This window comes from Streptomyces sp. NPDC007901, assembly GCF_042959465.1.
Lineage (GTDB): Bacteria > Actinomycetota > Actinomycetes > Streptomycetales > Streptomycetaceae > Streptomyces.
Genome location: NZ_JBIBKW010000006.1, coordinates 279,599 through 298,097, shown reverse-complemented (window position 1 = coordinate 298,097; position 18,499 = coordinate 279,599). Strand labels below are relative to the sequence as shown.

General features: G+C 71.8%; 15 protein-coding genes. 4 read left to right on the top strand and 11 right to left on the bottom strand.

From position 1 onward, the window contains the following. Positions 1–146: 146 nt before the first annotated feature. Positions 147–1,157 carry a helix-turn-helix domain-containing protein gene (locus tag ACFZDK_RS21710; RefSeq protein WP_390974656.1) on the top strand — a complete coding sequence of 337 codons (1,011 nt, stop codon included), beginning with the start codon at positions 147–149 and terminating at the stop codon, positions 1,155–1,157. A gap of 40 nt (positions 1,158–1,197) precedes the next feature. Here the strand turns inward: ACFZDK_RS21710 and ACFZDK_RS21705 are convergent, their stop codons facing one another. Then, positions 1,198–5,214 (bottom strand): molybdopterin-dependent oxidoreductase, encoded by a 4,017-nt coding sequence (locus tag ACFZDK_RS21705; protein ID WP_390975041.1) that lies wholly within the window; start codon positions 5,212–5,214, stop codon positions 1,198–1,200. Positions 5,215–5,507: 293 nt separating this feature from the next. On the opposite strand from ACFZDK_RS21705, the gene ACFZDK_RS21700 reads away from it, so the two are divergent. Beyond that, positions 5,508–7,214, top strand: coding sequence for a SpoIIE family protein phosphatase (locus ACFZDK_RS21700; RefSeq protein WP_390974655.1), 1,707 nt, complete (start codon positions 5,508–5,510; stop codon positions 7,212–7,214). On the opposite strand, the gene ACFZDK_RS21695 is transcribed toward ACFZDK_RS21700, so the two are convergent. The 10 genes from ACFZDK_RS21695 to ACFZDK_RS21650 form a co-directional block, all read right to left on the bottom strand. Further along, the gene (locus ACFZDK_RS21695) at positions 7,215–8,240 is read right to left on the bottom strand and encodes an alcohol dehydrogenase catalytic domain-containing protein (protein WP_390974653.1); all 1,026 of its coding nucleotides are present in this window, start codon (positions 8,238–8,240) and stop codon (positions 7,215–7,217) included. 92 nt (positions 8,241–8,332) lie between these two features. Continuing rightward, positions 8,333–8,572 carry a DsbA family protein gene (locus ACFZDK_RS21690; protein ID WP_390974651.1) on the bottom strand — a complete coding sequence of 80 codons (240 nt, stop codon included), beginning with the start codon at positions 8,570–8,572 and terminating at the stop codon, positions 8,333–8,335. Continuing rightward, positions 8,502–8,771 (bottom strand): DsbA family protein, encoded by a 270-nt coding sequence (locus ACFZDK_RS21685; RefSeq protein WP_390974648.1) that lies wholly within the window; start codon positions 8,769–8,771, stop codon positions 8,502–8,504. Before ACFZDK_RS21685 ends, ACFZDK_RS21690 begins: the two co-directional genes overlap by 71 nt. After that, positions 8,768–8,998: a DsbA family protein gene (locus ACFZDK_RS21680; RefSeq protein WP_390974646.1), complete on the bottom strand. Its 231-nt coding sequence runs from the start codon at positions 8,996–8,998 to the stop codon at positions 8,768–8,770. The genes ACFZDK_RS21685 and ACFZDK_RS21680 overlap by 4 nt, the downstream gene beginning before the upstream one ends. Before the next feature lie 126 nt (positions 8,999–9,124). Continuing rightward, complete coding sequence (locus ACFZDK_RS21675) at positions 9,125–9,532, bottom strand: hypothetical protein (protein ID WP_390974644.1); 408 nt, start codon at positions 9,530–9,532, stop codon at positions 9,125–9,127. Between the two features lie 416 nt (positions 9,533–9,948). Then, complete coding sequence (locus tag ACFZDK_RS21670; protein WP_390974642.1) at positions 9,949–11,031, bottom strand: hypothetical protein; 1,083 nt, start codon at positions 11,029–11,031, stop codon at positions 9,949–9,951. A gap of 167 nt (positions 11,032–11,198) precedes the next feature. Beyond that, the gene (locus ACFZDK_RS21665) at positions 11,199–12,617 is read right to left on the bottom strand and encodes a lamin tail domain-containing protein (protein WP_390974640.1); all 1,419 of its coding nucleotides are present in this window, start codon (positions 12,615–12,617) and stop codon (positions 11,199–11,201) included. A gap of 87 nt (positions 12,618–12,704) precedes the next feature. Next, positions 12,705–14,066, bottom strand: a complete 1,362-nt coding sequence (locus ACFZDK_RS21660; protein WP_390974639.1) for a HupE/UreJ family protein — start codon at positions 14,064–14,066, stop codon at positions 12,705–12,707. Then, entirely contained in the window at positions 14,066–15,139 is a 1,074-nt protein-coding gene (locus tag ACFZDK_RS21655; protein ID WP_390974637.1) for a DUF3500 domain-containing protein, read from the bottom strand. Before ACFZDK_RS21655 ends, ACFZDK_RS21660 begins: the two co-directional genes overlap by 1 nt. Before the next feature lie 212 nt (positions 15,140–15,351). Beyond that, the gene (locus ACFZDK_RS21650) at positions 15,352–16,224 is read right to left on the bottom strand and encodes an alpha/beta fold hydrolase (RefSeq protein WP_390974636.1); all 873 of its coding nucleotides are present in this window, start codon (positions 16,222–16,224) and stop codon (positions 15,352–15,354) included. Positions 16,225–16,526: 302 nt separating this feature from the next. Between ACFZDK_RS21650 and ACFZDK_RS21645 the strand changes: the two genes are divergently transcribed. Next, positions 16,527–16,739: a hypothetical protein gene (locus ACFZDK_RS21645; protein ID WP_390974634.1), complete on the top strand. Its 213-nt coding sequence runs from the start codon at positions 16,527–16,529 to the stop codon at positions 16,737–16,739. A gap of 118 nt (positions 16,740–16,857) precedes the next feature. After that, entirely contained in the window at positions 16,858–18,414 is a 1,557-nt protein-coding gene (locus ACFZDK_RS21640) for a ricin-type beta-trefoil lectin domain protein (RefSeq protein WP_390974632.1), read from the top strand. Positions 18,415–18,499: the final 85 nt, after the last annotated feature.

Below are 18,499 nucleotides of genomic sequence, written 5' to 3'. Positions count from 1 at the left end.
CGGCCCGGCGGCGGCCCGCGGGGGCGCGTTGCGGTCCAAGGGAGAGGCTCCTGTCGTCGACGGCTGTCTCGACAGCTATGAGGGGCGGGCGACCGCATCGGTTGCCTACCCCTTCCCCCTGCGGCCGGATGGCGCATGATGGCGGTATGAAAGAGCTGGCGGGGCGGCTGGCCGCGGTGGACCCGGACGCCGGGGCCGCCGTCACGGTCATCACCTACTTCGACCGGCTGGCCGAGTCCCGGGCCGGTCTGGAGGCGCTGGTGCGCGGGGCCGCCGTGCTCGCCGGCTGCCCGGCACGGCTGGCCGACCCTGAGCGGCGGGTCCGGCTGCGGGTGGAACCGGACGGCCGGCGTGCCGACAGCGGGGACACGCCCGATCCCGGCTGGCCGTGCGCGCCGCTGGTGCCGGGCGGGCCGCCCGCGCTCTGGCTGGAGCGGACCGGCGCCCCGGGGACGAGCGTGGTCGACGCGGTGATCCTGGAGCGGGCCTCGGCGGCCGTACGGGCGGTGCTCGACCGCACCCGGGGCCGGGCCCCGGCATCGCCGGTGGACGATCCCGCGCTGGTCGAGACGGTCCTGGACGCCGGCGCCCCGCTGCCGGCCCGGCTGCACGCGGCCCGCTCGCTCGGGCTGGACGGCACCGGCCCGGACACGCGGGTACGGGCGGTGGCGGTCGCCGACGGCCCGGCCCGGATCGTCGCCGACGGCCGGGCGCTGCCGGCGTCCGGGCGGATGGGCGTGGGGCCGGCCGTGGCCGTCGAGGATCTCCCCCGCTCGTGGAACGCGGCCCGTACCGCGCTGCGGTTCACCTCCGACGGCGGCGGACAGGAGCCGGAGCGGCCCGTGGTGCACGCCGACGAGCTGGGCGATGTCGCGCTGCTCGCCACCCTGGTGGTCCCCAGTGCCGAACCGGCACCGGACGTCCGCGCCGTGGAGACCGCGGCGGCGGACGCGCCCTGGATGCTGCGCACCCTGCACGCGGTGGCGTCGACGGCGAGCCTGCGGGCGGCGGCCGGGGAGATCAACGTCCATCACTCCACGCTCCAGGACCGGTTGACGCACGCGGAGCATCTGCTGGGCTGGTCGGTGCGCACCCCGCACGGCCGGTTCCGGCTCCACCTCGCCCTCACCATGCGTCACCTGACGAGGAATCAGTAGAGGAGTCAGCAGAGGAACCCGCAGAGGAACCAGTAGAGGATCAGTAGACGTCCCGGACGTAACGCTTCTCCGTGGCCAGCTGCTTGACGTACGCCGTCGCCTCGTCCTGGGTCAGCCCGCCGTGCACGGTGGCGATGTCCTTCAGCGCCCGGTCGACGTCCTTGGCCATCCGGGAGGCGTCGCCGCAGACGTAGAAGTGGGCGCCGTCCTGGAGCCAGGACCACAGCAGCGGGCCGTGTTCGCGCATCCGGTCCTGGACGTAGACCTTGGCGCGCTGGTCGCGGGAGAAGGCGGTGTCGAGGCGGCTCAGGGTGCCCTCGGCGAGCAGGGCGGTGAGCTCCTCCTCGTAGTAGAAGTCGCTGGCCCGGTGCTGTTCGCCGAAGAACAGCCAGTTCGGGGCGCGGTGGCCGCGGGCGCGCCGTTCCTCCAGGAACCCGACGAACGGCGCCACACCGGTGCCGGGGCCGACCATCACCATCGGGGTCGCCGGGTCGGCGGGCGGGCGGAAGTGCGGGGAGCCCTGGACGTGCACCGGGACCTCGGTGCCGGGTTCGGCGTCGGCGAGGAACGGGGAGCAGACGCCCTGCCGGGGCCTGCCGCGCAGGTTCTCGTAGCGGACGACCGAGACGGTGAGCGAGACCTGGTGGGGGTCGGTGAGCGGGCTGGACGAGATGGAGTACAGCCGCGGCTGCAGCCTGCCGAGCACGCCCGCCCACTCCGCCGCGCCGGCCCGGGTGCCGAACTCGGCGGCGATGTCGACCGCCTGCCGCCCCCAGGACCACTTGGCCAGCTCGTCCTTGTTGTCGGGGCGCAGCAGCTTGCGCAACTCGCGCGGGTCGCGGGCGCGTTCGGCGACGAAGCGGAGCAGGTCCGGGGTGATCCGGGTGATGTCCAGATGCCGTGACAGCGCCTCGGCGAAGGGCACCTCGCCGACGCCGTTGACCTCGACTCCGGAGGTGGCGTCGAGTCCGGTGACGGCGAGCCATTCCTCCACCAGCGCACGGGAGTTGAGGGGGCGGACCCCGAGCGCGTCGCCCGCCTCGTAGACCAGCGGGGTCTCGCTGTCGCGGGTGTCGAAGGTGAAGCGGCGGACCTCCTTGCCGGCGCCGGGCAGGCTGAGCAGCCGGTTGCCGGTGAGGCGGGCGATGACGGGGGCGGGGCGGCGGGAGCGGGCGGGGGCCGCGACGGGAGCGGGCGCGGTCTCCCCCTTGAGGGCGATCAGGACCTGGTCCAGCCAGGCCTCCGCCTGTGCCTCGTAGTCCGGTTCGCAGTCGGTGCGCGGCGCGAGCCGGACCGCGCCGAGTTCGTCCATCCGGCTGTCCAGGCGCCGTCCGTGCCCGCAGAAGTCGTCGTAGCTGGAGTCGCCGAAGGCCAGCACGGCGTACCGGCGGCCGGTGAGGCGCCCGGTGTCGAGGGTGGCGAGGCCGTCCCAGAAGCCGCTGCCGTTGTCCGGTGCGTCGCCGTCGCCGAAGGTGCTGGTGATCAGCAGCAGGTCGGCGCCGGTGGGCAGGGCGGCCGGGTCGGCCTCGTCCATGGCGACGAGGGAGGCCGCGTGGCCGCCCGCGGTGAGGCGCTCGGCGGTGGCGGCGGCGAAGTCCTCGGCGTTGCCGGTCTGCGAGGCCCACAGGATCACCACCTGACGGCCGGGGGCGGGCGCGGCGGCCGGGGCCGTGGGGGCCGTGGCGGACCGGGAGTACATGCCGGCGAGGGTGCCGTTGACCCACAGCGCGTGCTCGGGAGTGAAGGGCGCGTCCGGCGGCAGCACGGGCACACCGGGCACGCCGGCCGGGATACCGGCGAGGAAGCCGACCAGGTACTGCCGTTCGCGATCGGTGAGGACCGGCGGCGGGACGGGGTCGAGACCGAACACGGAGGCGGCGGAGGGCAGCACGGCCGTGGGGGCGACGACGGCCGCGGAGGGTACGACGACGGTGGCGGCCGGAGTCTCCTCGGTCCCCGGCGCCTGCACGGTCACCGGTGTGGACACCTTGGTCAGCGACACCGCGCACACTTTCAGCTCGGGCTGGAAGGAGAGCGGGTCGACCGCGTCGCTGGTCACCGCGTTGACGCTGAGGTACTCGCCGAAGAGGTCGTTCCAGTGGAAGGGCGCGAAGCAGGCCCCGGGCAGCACCCGGTCCGTGACGACCGCCGGCAGGACGGCCCGGCCGCGCCGCGAGGCCACCTCGACGGAGTCGCCGTCGGTGACACCGAGGGCCGCCGCGTCCTCGGGGTGGACCTCGACGAACGGGCCCGGGTTGAGCCTGTTGAGCTTGGCGACCTTGGCGGTCTTCGTCAGGGTGTGCCACTGGTGCTGGAGGCGGCCGGTGTTGAGGACGAACGGGTAGTCGTCGTCCGGCATCTCGGCGGGGTCCAGATGCGGCCGGGCGTGGAAGACGGCGCGGCCGGAGGCGGTGGCGAAGGTGAGGGTGCCGTCGGGGTTGACGTACCGCAGGGGGTTGCGGTCGGGTCCTTCGGCGGAGGCGGCGGGCCACTGCACCGGAGTCGCGCGCAGCCGGTCGTAGCTCACCCCGCGCAGGTCGTAGCCGGTCTGCGGGTTGTGGAAGCCCTTGATCTCCTCGAAGATCTGCTCCGCGCTGTCGTAGGAGAAGCCCTCCTCGAAGCCCATGGCGCGGGCGACGGCGGCGATCAGGCGCCAGTCGGCGGTGGCCTCGCCGGGCGGGTCGGCGGCGGGGCGGGCGAGGGTGAGGTTGCGTTCGCTGTTGATGAGGACGCCCTCGGACTCGGTCCACAGGGCGGCGGGCAGGACGACATCGGCGTAGGCGTTGGTCTCGGTGTCGGCGAAGACGTCCTGGGTGACGACGAACTCGGCGGCCTCCAGGCCCTCGATGACGGTCCTGCGGTTGCCGACGGAGGCGACCGGGTTGGTGCAGATGATCCAGCAGGCCTTGATCTCGCCGTCGGCCATCTTCCGGTACATCTCGACGGTGCCCTTGCCGACGCCGTCGGCGCGGATCGTGCCGGGTGCCAACCCCCACACGTCCTCGACGAAGGCCCGGTCGGCGTCGACGAGGACCGACCGCTGGCCGGGCAGACCCGGCCCCATGTAGCCCATCTCGCGGCCGCCCATGGCGTTGGGCTGGCCGGTGAGGGAGAACGGGCCGCTGCCCGGGCGGCAGATCTTTCCCGTCGCGAGATGCAGGTTGACCAGGGCGTTGGTGTTCCAGGTGCCGTGCGTGGACTGGTTGAGGCCCATGGTCCAGCAGCTGGTCCACTCCCCCGCCTCGCCGATCAGCCGGGCCGCCGCGCGCAGGTCGCCCTCCGGGATGCCGGTGATCGCGGCGACGGCGTCCGGCGGGTAGTCGGCGAGGAACTCCGGCATCGCCTCCCAGCCCTCGGTGTACGCCGCGACGAACGCGGGATCGGTGTGCCCGTTCTCGTACAGGAGGTGCAGCAGTCCGTTGAGCAGGGCGAGGTCGGTCCCCGGCTTGACCTGGAGGAAGAGGTCGGCCTTGGCGGCGGTGGCGGTGCGGCGCGGGTCGACGACGATCAGCTTGGCGCCCGCCTTCACCCGGTCCATCAGGCGCAGGAAGAGGATGGGGTGGCAGTCGGCCATGTTGGCGCCGATGACCAGGAAGACATCGGCCTTGTCGAGGTCCTCGTAGGAGCCGGGCGGGCCGTCGGCGCCGAGGGAGAGCTTGTAGCCGGTGCCGGCGCCGGCCATGCACAGCCGGGAGTTCGACTCGATGTTGTTGGTGCGCAGATAACCCTTGGTGAGCTTGTTGGCGAGGTACTGGGCCTCCAGGCTCATCTGCCCGGAGACGTAGAGGGCGACCGCGTCCGGGCCGTGTTCGTCGACGATCGCGCGCAGCCGCCGCGCGGTCTCGGCCACCGCCGTGTCCACGCCGGTGGGGACGGCCTCCTCGCCCCGCTCGGGCCGCAGCAGCGCGGTGGTCAGCCGGCCGGGTGCGGCGAGCATGTCGGCGGTGGTGGCGCCCTTGGTGCACAGCCGCCCGAAGTTCGCGGGGTGCTCCTTGTCGCCGGAGGCCTTGAGGACGGTACGGCGGCCGTCGGGGCCGCTGCCGATGTCCAGGACCATGCCGCAGCCGACCCCGCAGTACGAGCAGACCGTCCGCACCTTGCCGGTGTCGGTGCTGCGCGAGTCCGACGCGGCCACGGGCGCCCCCTGTTCTTGCTGGTCAGCCTCTTCCCTTCGACCTCGACCGTATGTACAGGTGATTACGCCGGCGTCACCGCTCCTGATCAACGGGGGTTAAGGCCGCCGCACAGACCCGCCCCGGGCGGTGTGAGCGGGACCGTCCGAGATGCGCCGCGAAGGGACCTGGTGCACGATGAGGGCGGCCGAGGGCGGGGGCAGGCGAGGAGGACCGGGTGGACAGGGACACCTCCTCACCACGGCCGGTCGTCACCCCGGGCGCGCCACCCGCCGGCATCGGCTACATCGATCTGCTGCGCGGCATCGTCGAGGACTCGGCCGTGGGCTTCGCGGTCCTGGACACCGACCTCCGCTATCTGTACGTCAACCCGCACATGGCCCGGATGACGGGCCTGCCCGCCGCCGCCTGCATCGGGCACAAGCTGCACGAGGTGCTGCCGCACATCCAGCGGCCCGAGCAGGTGCTGCGGGACATCCTGCGCGACGGACGGCCGCGCGAGATCATCGTGACCGGGCGGACCTGGGTGGACTCGCCGTACCAGGTGCGCGAGTGGCGGTGTGTGTACCACCGGATGGTCGACAGCAGCGGCAAGGTCGTGGGCGTCGCCGGGGTGGGCCTGGAGATCAGCGAGCCGCAGCAGTACGTGTATGAGCTGGAGCGCGCCCACCGGCGGCTGGCACTGCTGGACAAGGCCGCGTCCCGGATCGGCACCGGCACCGATGTCGCCGGGACCTGCCGGGAGCTCGCGGAGTTCGTCGTACCGGAGCTGGCGGACGCGGCCGGGGTGGAACTCGGTCCTTCCGACACGCCGTCGGCGCGCCGGGCGCCGACCCAGCTGGTGGCGTACGCCACGCGTCCCGGCCTGGTCACCGGGCTCGCGACGCTGGACGCGCGCGGTGAGCTGGTCGGCTGGCCGCGCGGCACCGGGACCCGGCGGAACCTGGCGGCGGGCCGGATCTGGCGGCGCAACGCGATCACCGAGGCGCAGTGGCGGGCGCTGATCCCGCGCTGGCCGCCGGCCCGCGCGTGCATCACCGCCGGTGTCCACGCGGTGCTCCTCGCGCCGCTGGTCTCGGACGGCCGGGTGCTCGGCATCCTGATGCTGGCCCGGGCCGGGGACTCGGCGCCGTTCTCGAACGAGGACGCCACCGTGGCCCGGGAACTCGCCGCCCGCGCCGCGCGCGCCCTGGACCGCGCGGTCCGCTTCGAGCGCGAGCACACCATGGCCCTGGAGCTGCAGCGGGCCCTGCTGACCGAGCCGGGCCAGCTGCAGCGGCACGCCGGTGTCGAGACCACCGCCCGCTACCGGCCCGCCGACGACGGCTCGCTGATCGGCGGTGACTGGTACGACGTCCTGGCCCTGCCCGACGGCCGCACGATGCTGGTCATCGGCGATGTGATGGGCCATGGTGTGGACGCGGCGGTGGCCATGAGCCACTACCGTGCGACGCTGCGCGCGCTGGCCCTCGCCGGGCTCTCGCCGCGCCAGATCCTGCAGCATGCCGACCGCATGGTCGCCGACTCCGGCTTCGAACGGGTGGCCACCTGCTTCCTGGCCCTCGGCGACTCGGACGTCGCCACCCTCACCTATGCCAGCGCCGGTCATCTGCCGCCGGTCTGGCTCACCCCGCAGGGCGAGATGGAGCTGGTCCCGGTGCCGGTCGGCCCGCCGCTGGGCAGCGGGCTCGGCCGGTACGAGCAGCGGGTCACCCCGGAACGCGGCGGTGTGCTTCTCCTGTATACCGACGGGCTGGTGGAGCGGCGCGGCGAGGACATCGACCGCGGTCTGGAGCGGCTGACGGGGCTGTCCCTGAGCCCCACCGACCCGCTGGACACGATCCTCGACACGGTCCTCGCCCATCTGGCCGCCGGCTCCGAGGACGACATCGCGCTGCTGGCGGCCCGGGCGGTCCGGGTGTGATCACTCGTAGCTGATCACCATCCGGAATCGCGCACCCCCGGTCATCATCTTCTGGAAGGCCTCGCCGGCCTGTTCCAGCGGTACGGTCTCGATCGTCGGGCGGATCCCGTGCAGGGCGCTGAACTCCATGGTGTCCTGCACGTCCTGCGCGGTGCCGGACGGATGACCGCGGACCACCCGGCCCGTCATGAGCAGCTGGAGCGGGCTGATCCCGAGGGGTTCGGGGTCGGCGCCGATCACCACCAGCTCGCCCCGGGGGGCCAGTCCGTCCACGGCCGCCGTGATCGCCTGGGAGTTGCCCGCGGTGGCGAGCACGGCCTTGGCGCCGCCGAGCGACTGGAGGGCCTCCGCGACGGGGGTCGGGGCCGTGGAGTCGACGTAGTGGTGGGCGCCGAGCTGCTTGGCGAAGTCGGCCTTCTCGGCGCCGCGGGCGACGGCCACCGTCTCGAAGCCCATCGCCACCGCGTACTTCACACCGAGGTGGCCGAGCCCGCCGAGGCCCACGACGGCGACCAGGTCACCGGGTTCGGCGGGGCTGCGCCGCAGCCCGTTGAAGGTGGTCACGCCCGCGCAGCCCAGGGGTGCGGCGTCGGCCGAGGTCAGCCCTTCGGGGATGCGGGCCAGGGCGTCGACCGGTGCGATCACCTGCTCGCCGAAGCCGCCGTCGTAGGTCCAGCCCGGCGTCTTCATGTTCACGCAGACGATGAAGTCGCCCTGGCGGCAGGGCTTGCAGTGGCCGCAGCTGCCGCCGAACCAGCCGACGCCCACCCGGTCGCCGACCTGCCAGCCCCAGTGCTCGATGCCCTCGCCGAGCTCCTCGATCCGGCCGGCGATCTCGTGCCCCGGGACCACCGGGAACGTGATGCCCGGCAGCGCGGCGCTGACGAAGAAGGCGTCGCTGTGGCAGATCCCGCAGGCCTCCACGGCGATCCGCACGTGCCCGGGACCCGGTCTCGGCACCTCCCGCTCGACGATCTCGAACGGCCCGCTCTCGGCGGCCACCTGCGCGACTCGGTAGGTACTCATACGTCTCTCCCGGAACGGGTCGACGGGAACGGTCCGAAAACCCCCTCACCCAGCACACCAGCTCCGGACCGTTCGCGCGCGTCGAGCCCCGGTCAGTGCCGCGCCGCCCCGGCGGCACCCGCGCGGGCGGTGCGCAGGGCGGAGAGAAACGTGTCGGCCGGCTGGGCGCCGGAGAGGCCGTAGGTGCGGTCGAGAGCGAAGAACGGCACCCCCGTGGCGCCGTACCGGCGGGCCTCGCGGACGTCGGCCGCGACCGCCGCCTCATAGGCGTCCCCTGCGAGCATCCGCCGGATCTCGTCCTCGGGGACGCCGGCCTCGCCGCCGAGCCGCACGAAGGGTGTCGGGGTCGTCGACCGCCTCGCCCTCGCCCAGGTGGGCGCGGAGCAGCCGCTCGTGCATCTCGGCCCCCAGCCCGTGCGCCTCGGCGAGGTGGCTCAGCCGGTGGGCGTCGATCGTGTTGACGGCGACGGCGCGTTCGAGGTCGTAGCGCAGCCCTTCGGCGGCGGCGAGCTCGGTGACCTGGCGGATCATGGCCCGCAGCTGGGCGGGCGACGCCCCGGTCTTGTGGGCGAGCGTGTCCAGGACGGGCCGCCGGTCGCCCCGGGGGGTGGGCGGGGTTCGAGCTGGAAGCTGTGCCAGTGCACCTCGACCTCGTCGGCGTGCTCGAACCGGCCGAGGGCGGTCTCCAGGCGCCGCTTGCCGATGTGGCACCAGGGGCAGACGACGTCGGACCACACGTCGATGCGGAGCGTCCTCACAGCGTGCACACCCCGTCCGCGCAGACGGCGGCGGCGTCGGAGCCGAGAACCGTGAGGACGGGGGCGGTCGCGGCGTGCTGCGGGGCGTCGGCCCCGGGTGTCCCTTCTTCGTCACAGGGGCGGCGCTCATACGGCGGCCGCCGCGGGGTGGACCTGCTCGACGCGGTCGCGGCGGGTGTACATGTCCCAGTAGTGCTCGGCGAGTTCGTCGGGGTGGACGACGGGTACCTCCATGCCGGCGGCCCGGACGTCCTCCTGGGCCTTGTCGGCCGCCTCGGCCTGCTCGCTGCCGATGATCAGGGCGGCGATGGAGAGGGTGCCGGCGTAGACGCCGGTACCGGCGAGTTCGGCGTTGAGCGAGTACACGTAGTTGCGGGCGGCGGCCATCACCGGGCCCGGGCCGCTGAGCTGCGGCATCGGCTGTGCGGCCGTGAAGCCGGTGGTCATCAGGAGGGCGCCGGCTCCGCGTTCGGTGAGCTCGGGGAGCACCGCGCGGAACAGTTCGACCGGGCGGGCCGGCAGGCCCTGGACCACGAGGACGCCTGGGAAGGCTTCGCCTTCTACATGGAGACGATCTGCGAACTCCAGGTCACCGACCCCGCGATCAGCGACGTGGTCACCGGCCGCTATCCGGACGCCACCCGCCTGATGTCGTCTGCGAGCGCTCGCACACCGCCGCGTCGCGCGTCATCGAGCGTGCGCAGCGGCCGGCGCCCTGCGGCCCGACTTCACCCACGCGGACCTGCTGTTCGTCTTCGGCACCAACGCCCTGCTGTCCCGGGCCGCCAAGGACAGCGCCCCCGACGCCTGGCGCCGGGGGGGTCGCCTTCGTGCTCGACGGCCTGCGTACCGAGGCGGCCCACCCGCCACCCGCACCCCCGCTGTCCGAGGAGCAGCTGAACCAGGTGATGACGAACCTGGCCGGGGCGCGGTAGCGCAGGGCCTCCCGATCAGGAGGTGATGCCGTTGTACTGGTCCCAGGTGTAGGCGAGGTCGGGCGCGGAGGGCTTGCCGGGCCAGTCGAAGTAGTCCCAGACGAGTTCGGCGGGGTTGGTGGCGAGGTAGCCCCGGCCGGGGAGGTCGTCGGCGTCGTCCCAGGCCCAGGGCGGGTTGGCCGCGTCGGTGTCGCAGGCGCCGTTGGCGGGGCCGAGGACACCGCCCTCGCCGCACTCGGCGCCGTAGGGGTTGGAGCTGTCGTCCCCGGCGAAGTTGGTGGTGGTCGCGAACAACGTTGTCAGCGTGCGCCTGTCCCACATGCCGCCGGAGGCGAAGACGTCGGTCAGCGTGTACTGCACGTCCCGGTCGTCGGAGCCGGAGGGCACCTCGGCGGTGGCGCCGGGGTAGTAGACGACCCCGTCGCCGTTCGCGTACTGGTCGCGTTCCTTGGAGAGGTACCCCTCGGCCCACGCGGCATGGGTGTTGGGCTGCTGGGTGGTGAACGGGCGGCCGTGGCCGTCGTCGTGCGGGTCGCCCTGGAGCTTGAGGGTGCCGTCGACGCTCTCCTGACCGCTGGTGAAGTCGCTGCCGGAGGGCACCCAGGAGTAGAAGTTGCTGTGCGCGACGGTGACGGCGGCCTTCAACCGGCCGTGCGCCGACCCGTCGTTCGCCACGACCACGAGGACGCCCTCGGCGTCGTTCTCGTGTTCGGTCAGGTCCTCCTGGTAGTTGTCGAGGACGCCGTCCGACCAGTCACGGGGGTGGAAGTAGGTGTACAGCAGGTAGGAGAAGGACGGGGTCTGCACGACCGAGTAGTAGACGTGGGCGGCGAGCGGGAACTGGCTGGTGTTCTCCCAGTTGTTCCGGCCGTTGAGGTCACCGTCGTAGTCGTACGAGGTGAGGTAGTCGGACTTGCCGCCGAGCGCGGTCTCGCCGGTGGAGTCGACGTCCTGGAAGTTCACGGGGGCCCACCACTGGGCGAGGGCGGCGCGGTCGGCGGCGTCCGCGCGGGCCGGGGTGGGCTGGGTGAGGGCGACACCGCAGACGGCGGCGAGGGCGGCCGTCAGGGCGAGGGATCTGCGTCGGGTCAGAGGCACACGAGAACGGTGGGGGCGGCTGGTTGCCACGGTTCCTCCGGGAGCGGCGAAAGGAACCGGCACGTCGGTGAACTCGACGTGCCGGTACGGGAGTTGACGCTATGTGCCGATGGTGCGGGTGATGCCGCGCGTACGATACAGCGCGCTGTCGGCGCGCGGGCAGGGGGTCAGCAGGTGATCGTGCCCCGGCGCAGCGCGTGTCCGTTGTCGTTGCTGTCGTCGGACCACCACACGGGCTTGCTGCCGCCGCTGCAGGCGTCGGAGCCGGAGACGGCGAAGCCCTCGTTGTTGAAGTTGTCCATGCCGGTGGGGCGGTTGTAGATCGCCGTGGTGGCGAAGACACCGGACGCGTTGATCTGCAGGGTGCGGTGCTGGCCGGAGCAGGTGTCGTCGCAGACCGCCCAGAGACGGCCGGCCTGCGGGTCCCACTGGAGTTCCATGACACCGGCCATGCCGCTGCTGACGGAGGCGACGCGGGTGTACGTGCCGTCGTCCTTGAGGACGTAGCCGTGGATCATGCCGGTGCCCTCGACGCCGACGAAGAACACCCCGCCGGTGTGGGAGCCGTAGGTGCCCGGTGCGTAGGCCGCGCCGGTGGAGGCGTCCTGGAAGCCGGCGGCGGTCAGGGTGGCGTCCGGTACCCAGGTGATGCCCTCCAGGCCGAGGTTGGAGCCCACGGACGGCAGGTCGGAAGTCAGGTTCCACTCGGTGGTGGCGTTGATCGTGGTGCCGGTGCCGCTCACGTCGTACTTGAGGACGGACAGGCGGCTGGTGCCGGAGGAGTCCGCGTTGCGCTCACTCGCCACGTACACGCCCCCGGCGGAGCCGGAGCCGGTCAGCGTGACGCCCTCGTCGTCCGGTGTACCCGAACCGCTGGGGAACTTCAGGGACTTGCCGGAGGTCCAGCCGTTGGCGGTGTCGGCCTTCCAGGCGGTGGTGCCGTTGGGGACCAGCCGCCACAGCTTGCCGCTGTTCTGTGCCGCCCACAGCACGCTCCCCTCCTGGTAGAGGCCGCTCATGTCGGAGCCGAAGGCGTTCTTGGTGTCGGCGGTGGTGATCGAGCTGCTGCCGGGCCACGCCGTCGCCGAGATGCCGCCGCTGCCGCAGTCGTTGGCGGCGCCGAGGGTCAGGGCGGCCGAGCCGAAGGAGCCGGTGCCGTCGGGGCAGCGCGACCAGGAGGGGTCGGAGTGCTGGGTCCAGCTGAAGCTGTCGACCAGGGTGGTGCCGTCCGCGAGGTAGAGACGCGCCTCGTCGGAGGAGCCCAGACCGAAGGCGTTGTGCACGTCGAAGGCCACGAAGCCGCCGGGGGCGAGCGTGGTCCCGGAGGCTATCGCGTACTTCGAGCTGTTGTTGTCGTCCTTGAGGATCCAGCCGGAGAGGTCCACCGTGGCGGTGCCCTTGTTGTAGAGCTCCACCGAGTCGTTGACGCTGCCGGTGGTCACCACCTCGTTGATCCGGATGTCGTCGGCCGCCGCCGCGTGGGCGGGGGACGCCGTCAGGGCACCGACGGCGAGCGTCGGTCCGGCGACGGCGACAAGGAACAGACGGAGGCTGCGGCGCCACCGGCGAGCGCGTGAATCGGTCACGAAATCCGTCCCTGGGGATGCGTTCTGACAGGCCGCGAGGACCTTTCCGGCGCGCCCCGAACTCCCGCCTTCGCCCAGGTGAGGGGGTTATGAACGGTGGGCGAACCGCCAAGATCGCCGCGGCCGGCCGGTGGTGGCCGGCCTGGCGCCGGCAAGGAGGGCGGTGGTGACGAGCACCAGGAGGAGCCCCGACGTGTGGCTCCCCGCGCTGTCCGCCGCGCGGGCCACGGGGTTGGGCAGGCCGACACGGTCCAGCAGCCAGCCGAGGGCGGCGACGGCGGTCAGCGCCGCGCAGGCCGTGCGCAGGGCGGAGTGCCCGGGCAGCCGGGTGAGGCAGATCAGGCCCGGCAGGGCGAGCAGCACCAGCAGCAGTTGCACACATTCGATGCCGAGATTGAATCCCGCGAGGCTGAGGGCCAATTGACCGGTGGAAAGGTGCATCTCGGCGAGCGTGAGGGAAAAGGCGAGCCCGTGTCCGAGACCGAACACACCGGCGACCACGGCCTCCCGCCCGGGAAAGAGCGGACGTATCGCGTGGACGGCTCCGACGAGAATACTGAAGGCGATGAAAACCTCGACCGGTTGCGCCGGAATGTCCAGACGGCCGAAGGCGCTCACGGCGAGGGCGACGGAATGCCCGACGGTGAAAGCGAGCGTGGTACGGCCGATCCGCCCGACGGCGGTCCGGGTGTCCGTCAGCCCGCTCCAGCGTTTTCCGGCCGCCCGCAGGGGCGCGGGCAGCAGCAGGACGAGCAGGAACAGCAGATGGTCGGTGCCCTCGAGGATGTGGTGGGCGCCGAGCCGGAACATGGCGTAGGTCCCGCTCCAGATGCTTCCGCTCTCCAGGTCGACGTCGAGCGGGGCGACGGTCATGGTCCGGGTGTCGGTGCGGATGACGCCGACCTGGGTCGCGTCGTCCGAGCTCGCCACCTTTCCGGTGGCCCAGTCCTGGCGGACGGAGACCAGGACGGTGTGGGTGACGACCTGGTGGACGATGGCGTCGTAGTCGAGGACGAACCGGCGCGGATCCCCGCCGGCGGGCGGGGTGAGGGTGGCCCGCACGGTCAGTTCGCGGTAGCGACCGGTGGAGGTCTGCTCGGTCCGGCCCAGCGCCATGGCGCCGAACGTGACGGTCCAGGCCCTGCCCCCGCGGGTGGTGGGGTGCACATGGGCGGCCAGGTAGCGGCGGACCTCGGCCTTGCGCGCCGACAGCTGCCGGGCCGTGGTGTCGTCGTCCAGGTCGATACCGCTCGCCCGGGAGAAGTCGCTGAGCGGCAGCTCCAGTTCGGCGGTGACCGACGTCTCGTGCACATCGAGCAGGAGCACGGAGTGCGGCATGGGATGCGCGACCGCGGGCGGCGCTGCCAGGAGCAGCGCCGCCGTCACCGCCGTCGCGATCGCGGCCAGCATGCGCAGCGCATGTGACAGTGAGATCGGCAGGCGGTTCATCAGAACGAGAACTCTCCCCCGTAGTCGGTGCTGTGGTCGCGGTAGACGGTGTGGTAGTGGATCTGGCTCGAATAGACCACGCCGTCCTGGCAGACGAACTCGATCCACACGCCCGGCCCGTCGATGCGCACGTAGTCGCCCTGGGCGCTCAGGTCGGTGCTGCCGGAGTACGCGATGTAGGTGTCGTCGAGCTCCGACTCGTAGGTGCTCAGCACGGACGCGGCGGTGTCGTCGTCCGCCACGTCGACCCAGGGCTTCATCGCGGCGAGGACCAGTTCCTGCTGGTCGTCGGTGAGTTCGCCGACCGAGATCCCTTCCTTGGTCGACGGGAAGCCGCCGTCGTCGTCCGGGCCGAGCAGCACGTCGCTGAAGGACTCGGAGAGCTTCGCCTCCGTCAGCTCGTCGGTGGTCAGGCTGTCGACCATGGCCTTCATCCCGTCGTACATCCCGGACAGCGGTGCGTACGAGGTGCCGTCGTCGTCGGTCCAGGTGGTCGGCTCCACTCCGACGAAGTACGGGGTGGTGCCCTCGACCGCGCCGTCCTTGTAGGTCAGGTTGAGCGCGAGGTGGTGGCCGCCGAAGTGCAGCTGCCAGGTGCCGCTGGTGCTCGGGGTGCCGAGGAAGGCCAGGTAGTAGTTGCCGCTGCCGTAGCCGCTGGCGGTCTCACCGAGGTAGTCGTCGGCCTTGAGGATCTGGGAGATCTGGTCGTACCCGGTGTCGCTGCCGGTGCCGGTCGCGGCCTCGATCACCGCCTTGGCCGCGGTCAGCTGGGTGTCGCTGAGAGAGCTGAACTCGATACCGACCCGGCAGGTCGCACCGCACGGGAGGTTCGACCAGGCGGTGGCGTTCGCCTCCGTGAAGTCGAGGAGCGCGTCCGCCTGCTGGTCGCTGTCGAGGGTGTCCAGGAAGGCGTCGGCCGCGTCGACCACGTCCGAGACACCGGACGAGGCCGCGGTCGTGGCCGTCACCGTCGCCGTCGCATCGCCGGTCGCGGCGTCGCCCGGGACGGTCGCGGCGTTCGCGTTGACGTACACCGCCCCGAACAGCAGGGCCGTGCCCGCGGCAAAGGCCACGCCGGCGCGCCTCCACTTGCTCTTTAACCTGCGGTGAGTGTTGTTCTCAGGCACCTTGACGGTCCCTCCGAGAGAGAATTGCGGGAATTCCGGGAACGACTCTGTTCCCGGGTTGTCCCGCCCGTTGTGTGGACGAGATAAATCCCACCAGCCGCCGCTATGGATGCCATCGAGCGGTACTCGGACTCACCTATGGTTTGCTGTGGCGGACGTCAAAGAATTTCAGTTTCGGCGAGGAAGCCGCGGATGTGCGCGGCGATGACCTCCAGGTGGCTCTCCAGGGCGAAGTGCCCCGAGTCGACGAGGTGGATCTCGGCGTCGGGCAGGTCCTGCGCGAACGCCCGGGCGCCGTCGGGGCCGAAGATCTCGTCGTTCGCGCCCCAGACCGCCAGCAGCGGCACCTGGGAGTCCTTGAAGTACTGGTGGACCCGCGGATAGAGCTCGACGTTGGTCGGGTAGTCGCGGAAGAGCCTGAGCTGGATCTCGGCGTTGCCGGGGCGGTCCAGCAGCGCCTGGTCGTGCACCCAGTTGTCCGGGCTGACCAGACTGGGGTCGGCGACGCCGTTCACGTACTGCCAGCGGGTCGCCTCCAGGGTGAGGCCCTCGCGCATGGCCGCCTCGGTGTCCGGCCCGGGGTTGTCGGTGTAGGCGAAGACGCCGTCCCAGAAGGGCTTGGCGAAGCCCTCCTCGTAGGCGTTGCCGTTCTGGGTGATGATCGCCCTGACGCGGTCCGGGGTGCGCAGCGCGAGGCGCCAGCCGATGGGGGCGCCGTAGTCCTGCACGTACATCGCGAACCGGTCGACGCCCAGCCGGTCGAGCAGGCCTGCGGTGACGTCGGTGAGGGCGTCGAAGGTGTACGGGAAGTCCTCGGGGCTCGGCATCGCGGACTGACCGAACCCGATGTGGTCGGGGGCGATCACGTGGTACCGGTCGGCGAGCGCCGGGATCAGGTTGCGGAACATGTGCGAACTGGTCGGGAAACCGTGCAGGAGTACCACGACGGGCGCCTCCGGGTCGCCGGCCTCCCGGTAGAAGACGTCCAGGCCGTCGACGGTGGCAGTGCGGTGGTGGACTACGGGAGTCATACCCCTAACCCTTCTGTCGCGCTTCACTGGTTACCCATCCAGTCGAGCACACCGCAACTAACCTGTCAATCCAACTTTGCCGGTTAGAGTGGGGGCTCAGGCGCCCCGACGGCGGCAGGGCCGCCGCCGCACCACCGCCCCCCGGCGTCAACACCCGGTGACGGCCGAATGCGAAAGAGTTTCGGTATTCATGAAGACATGGGCGAGAAAGGCTCTCGCTGCGGCGACCGCCACAGCCATGGGCGTGGCGTTGGCCATCGCCCACGGCGGCCAACACCGCCGCCTGCAACAAGAGCCCGTGCGTGCTCTACCCGAAGTCGGCACAGCTGCCGAGCGGGCGCATCGTGGCCACCTTCGAGGACAGCGAGTCCGCTCGGGTGGGGCAGACGATGCCCGTGTACAAGAGCGACGACGACGGCACGACCTGGGCGAAACTCGCCGACGTGAAGGCACCGGCCTATCTGTCGAGCGACTCCCAGTACGCGAAGTACACGAGCAACTGGACGAACCCGTAACTCTATGTGCTCCCGCAGGCCGTCGGCGGACTCAGCGCCGGCACGCTGCTGCTCGCGAGCATCGTCTCGGGCGGCGAACTCCGGCTGGACGCCGACCAGCGACGGCGACCGCAAGGACGTGGCGCTGGCCCTGTGTGCGAGCACCGATGACGGCGCGAGCTGGAGCTTCAAGAACATCATCGCCGCCGGCAGCTGGCAGGGCGGCAGCGCGGGCAGCATCGGCCGCACTTCGACCGCCAACACGAACAAGCAGGTCGACCCGGTCCGGGAACCCCATCTGCTCGCCCACAACGGGCAGTTGATCGCCTACTACTCCGACGAGAACGACTACACCGGCTACGACACCGCCACCGGTGCCCCGGCCCTCGACCCGGACAACGCCACGGCGACGGACTCCGGCGGCCAGGTCCTGATGCACCAAACCTGGGTCGGCACCAGCACGTCCTGGAGCAGCCCGGTCGTCGACGTCCCCGGCTCCGCCGTGAGCATGGGCAGCGGGAAGACGGAGATCGGCGGCGGCCGGCCGGGCATGACGACCGTCGTCCCGACCACCGACGGCAAGTGGCTGATGACGTACGAGTACCGGGGCGGTGGCACCAACACCCGGTACCGGATCGCCGACGACCCGACGAAGTTCTACGCGGGCACCGACGGGGCGGTCACCGCACTGCCCGTGCCGTCCGGCGGGGCCACGCTCGCGACCGGCGGCAGCCCGGTGCTGACCTCGCTGCCCGACGGGCGGATCGTCTACAACGCGGCCGGCAGCGGCAGCGTCTGGGTGAACGAGTCCGGCAGGAGCACCGGCACCTGGAAGCAGTACCAGACGTCGATCGCCTCCGGGTACAGCCGCGGCCTCCAGTACGTCGACGGCACCGGACGCGTCCTGATCCTCCAGGCGTCCTGGAGCGGGACGAGCGTCGCTCCGGTGAAGTACGCCGAGGTCGACCTCGGGCAGTCCGACGGCGCCTACTGCAGCCTCGTCAACCGGCTGACCGGGCAGGCGCTGAGCCCCGGTAGCGGCAAGACGCAGGACGCGAACCTCACGGGCAACGTCGCCGACATCGTGACCAGCGCCGTGAGCTCCACGGACGCCTCCCAGCGCTGGCACGTCACCGCCAAGGGCAGCAACGTCACGCTGCTGAACAAGACCGGCGGGCGCGCGGCCGGCATCTGGACCGGCACGGCCACGGCCGGGCAGCAGCCGGCCCAGTGGGTCGACGACGGCGGCACCGACAAGGCGGCCACCAGCGACGGTTCCCAGGAGTGGCAGCTCGTCCAGGACCCGCTGCCGACCGACGCCACGTTCACGCTGAAGGGCAGCGGCTCCGGCAAGTGCCTGGACGTGCCGAACGGCGCGACGGGCGTCCAGGTGCAGATCTACACCTGCTCCGGGAACGCCAACCAGACGATCACCCGGACCACCGCGGGCGAGCTGCGGGTCTCCGGCAAGTGCCTGGCCGCGAACGGCGACGGCACCACGGCCGGGACCCAGGTCATCCTGTGGGCCTGCAACGGCAAGACCAGCCAGCAGTGGGCGTTCCGGGTCGACGGGACCGTGGTGAACCGTTCCGACGGTCTCGTGCTCGACGTCACGAACGCGGGCACCGCGAACGGCTCGAAGGTCGAGCCGTGGACCGGCCTGGGCAACACGAACCAGGTCTGGAGCAGGGCATAGTCGCACAGCACCGGGCGCCGCGGTCTTGTCTGCCGGCGCCCGGTGCCGTTGGCTTGCGGCGGGAATTCGAGCGACCGTCACCAGC

What these genes read in the sequence shown, in the direction of transcription:
- ACFZDK_RS21710 (WP_390974656.1), top strand. Translation starts at nt 147, where the DNA reads ATGAAAGAGCTGGCGGGGCGGCTGGCCGCGGTGGACCCGGACGCCGGG.
- ACFZDK_RS21705 (WP_390975041.1), bottom strand. Translation starts at nt 5,214, where the DNA reads ATGGTCCTGGACATCGGCAGCGGCCCCGACGGCCGCCGTACCGTCCTC.
- ACFZDK_RS21695 (WP_390974653.1), bottom strand. Translation starts at nt 8,240, where the DNA reads ATGAGTACCTACCGAGTCGCGCAGGTGGCCGCCGAGAGCGGGCCGTTC.
- ACFZDK_RS21685 (WP_390974648.1), bottom strand. Translation starts at nt 8,771, where the DNA reads ATGATCCGCCAGGTCACCGAGCTCGCCGCCGCCGAAGGGCTGCGCTAC.
- ACFZDK_RS21660 (WP_390974639.1), bottom strand. Translation starts at nt 14,066, where the DNA reads ATGAACCGCCTGCCGATCTCACTGTCACATGCGCTGCGCATGCTGGCC.
- ACFZDK_RS21650 (WP_390974636.1), bottom strand. Translation starts at nt 16,224, where the DNA reads ATGACTCCCGTAGTCCACCACCGCACTGCCACCGTCGACGGCCTGGAC.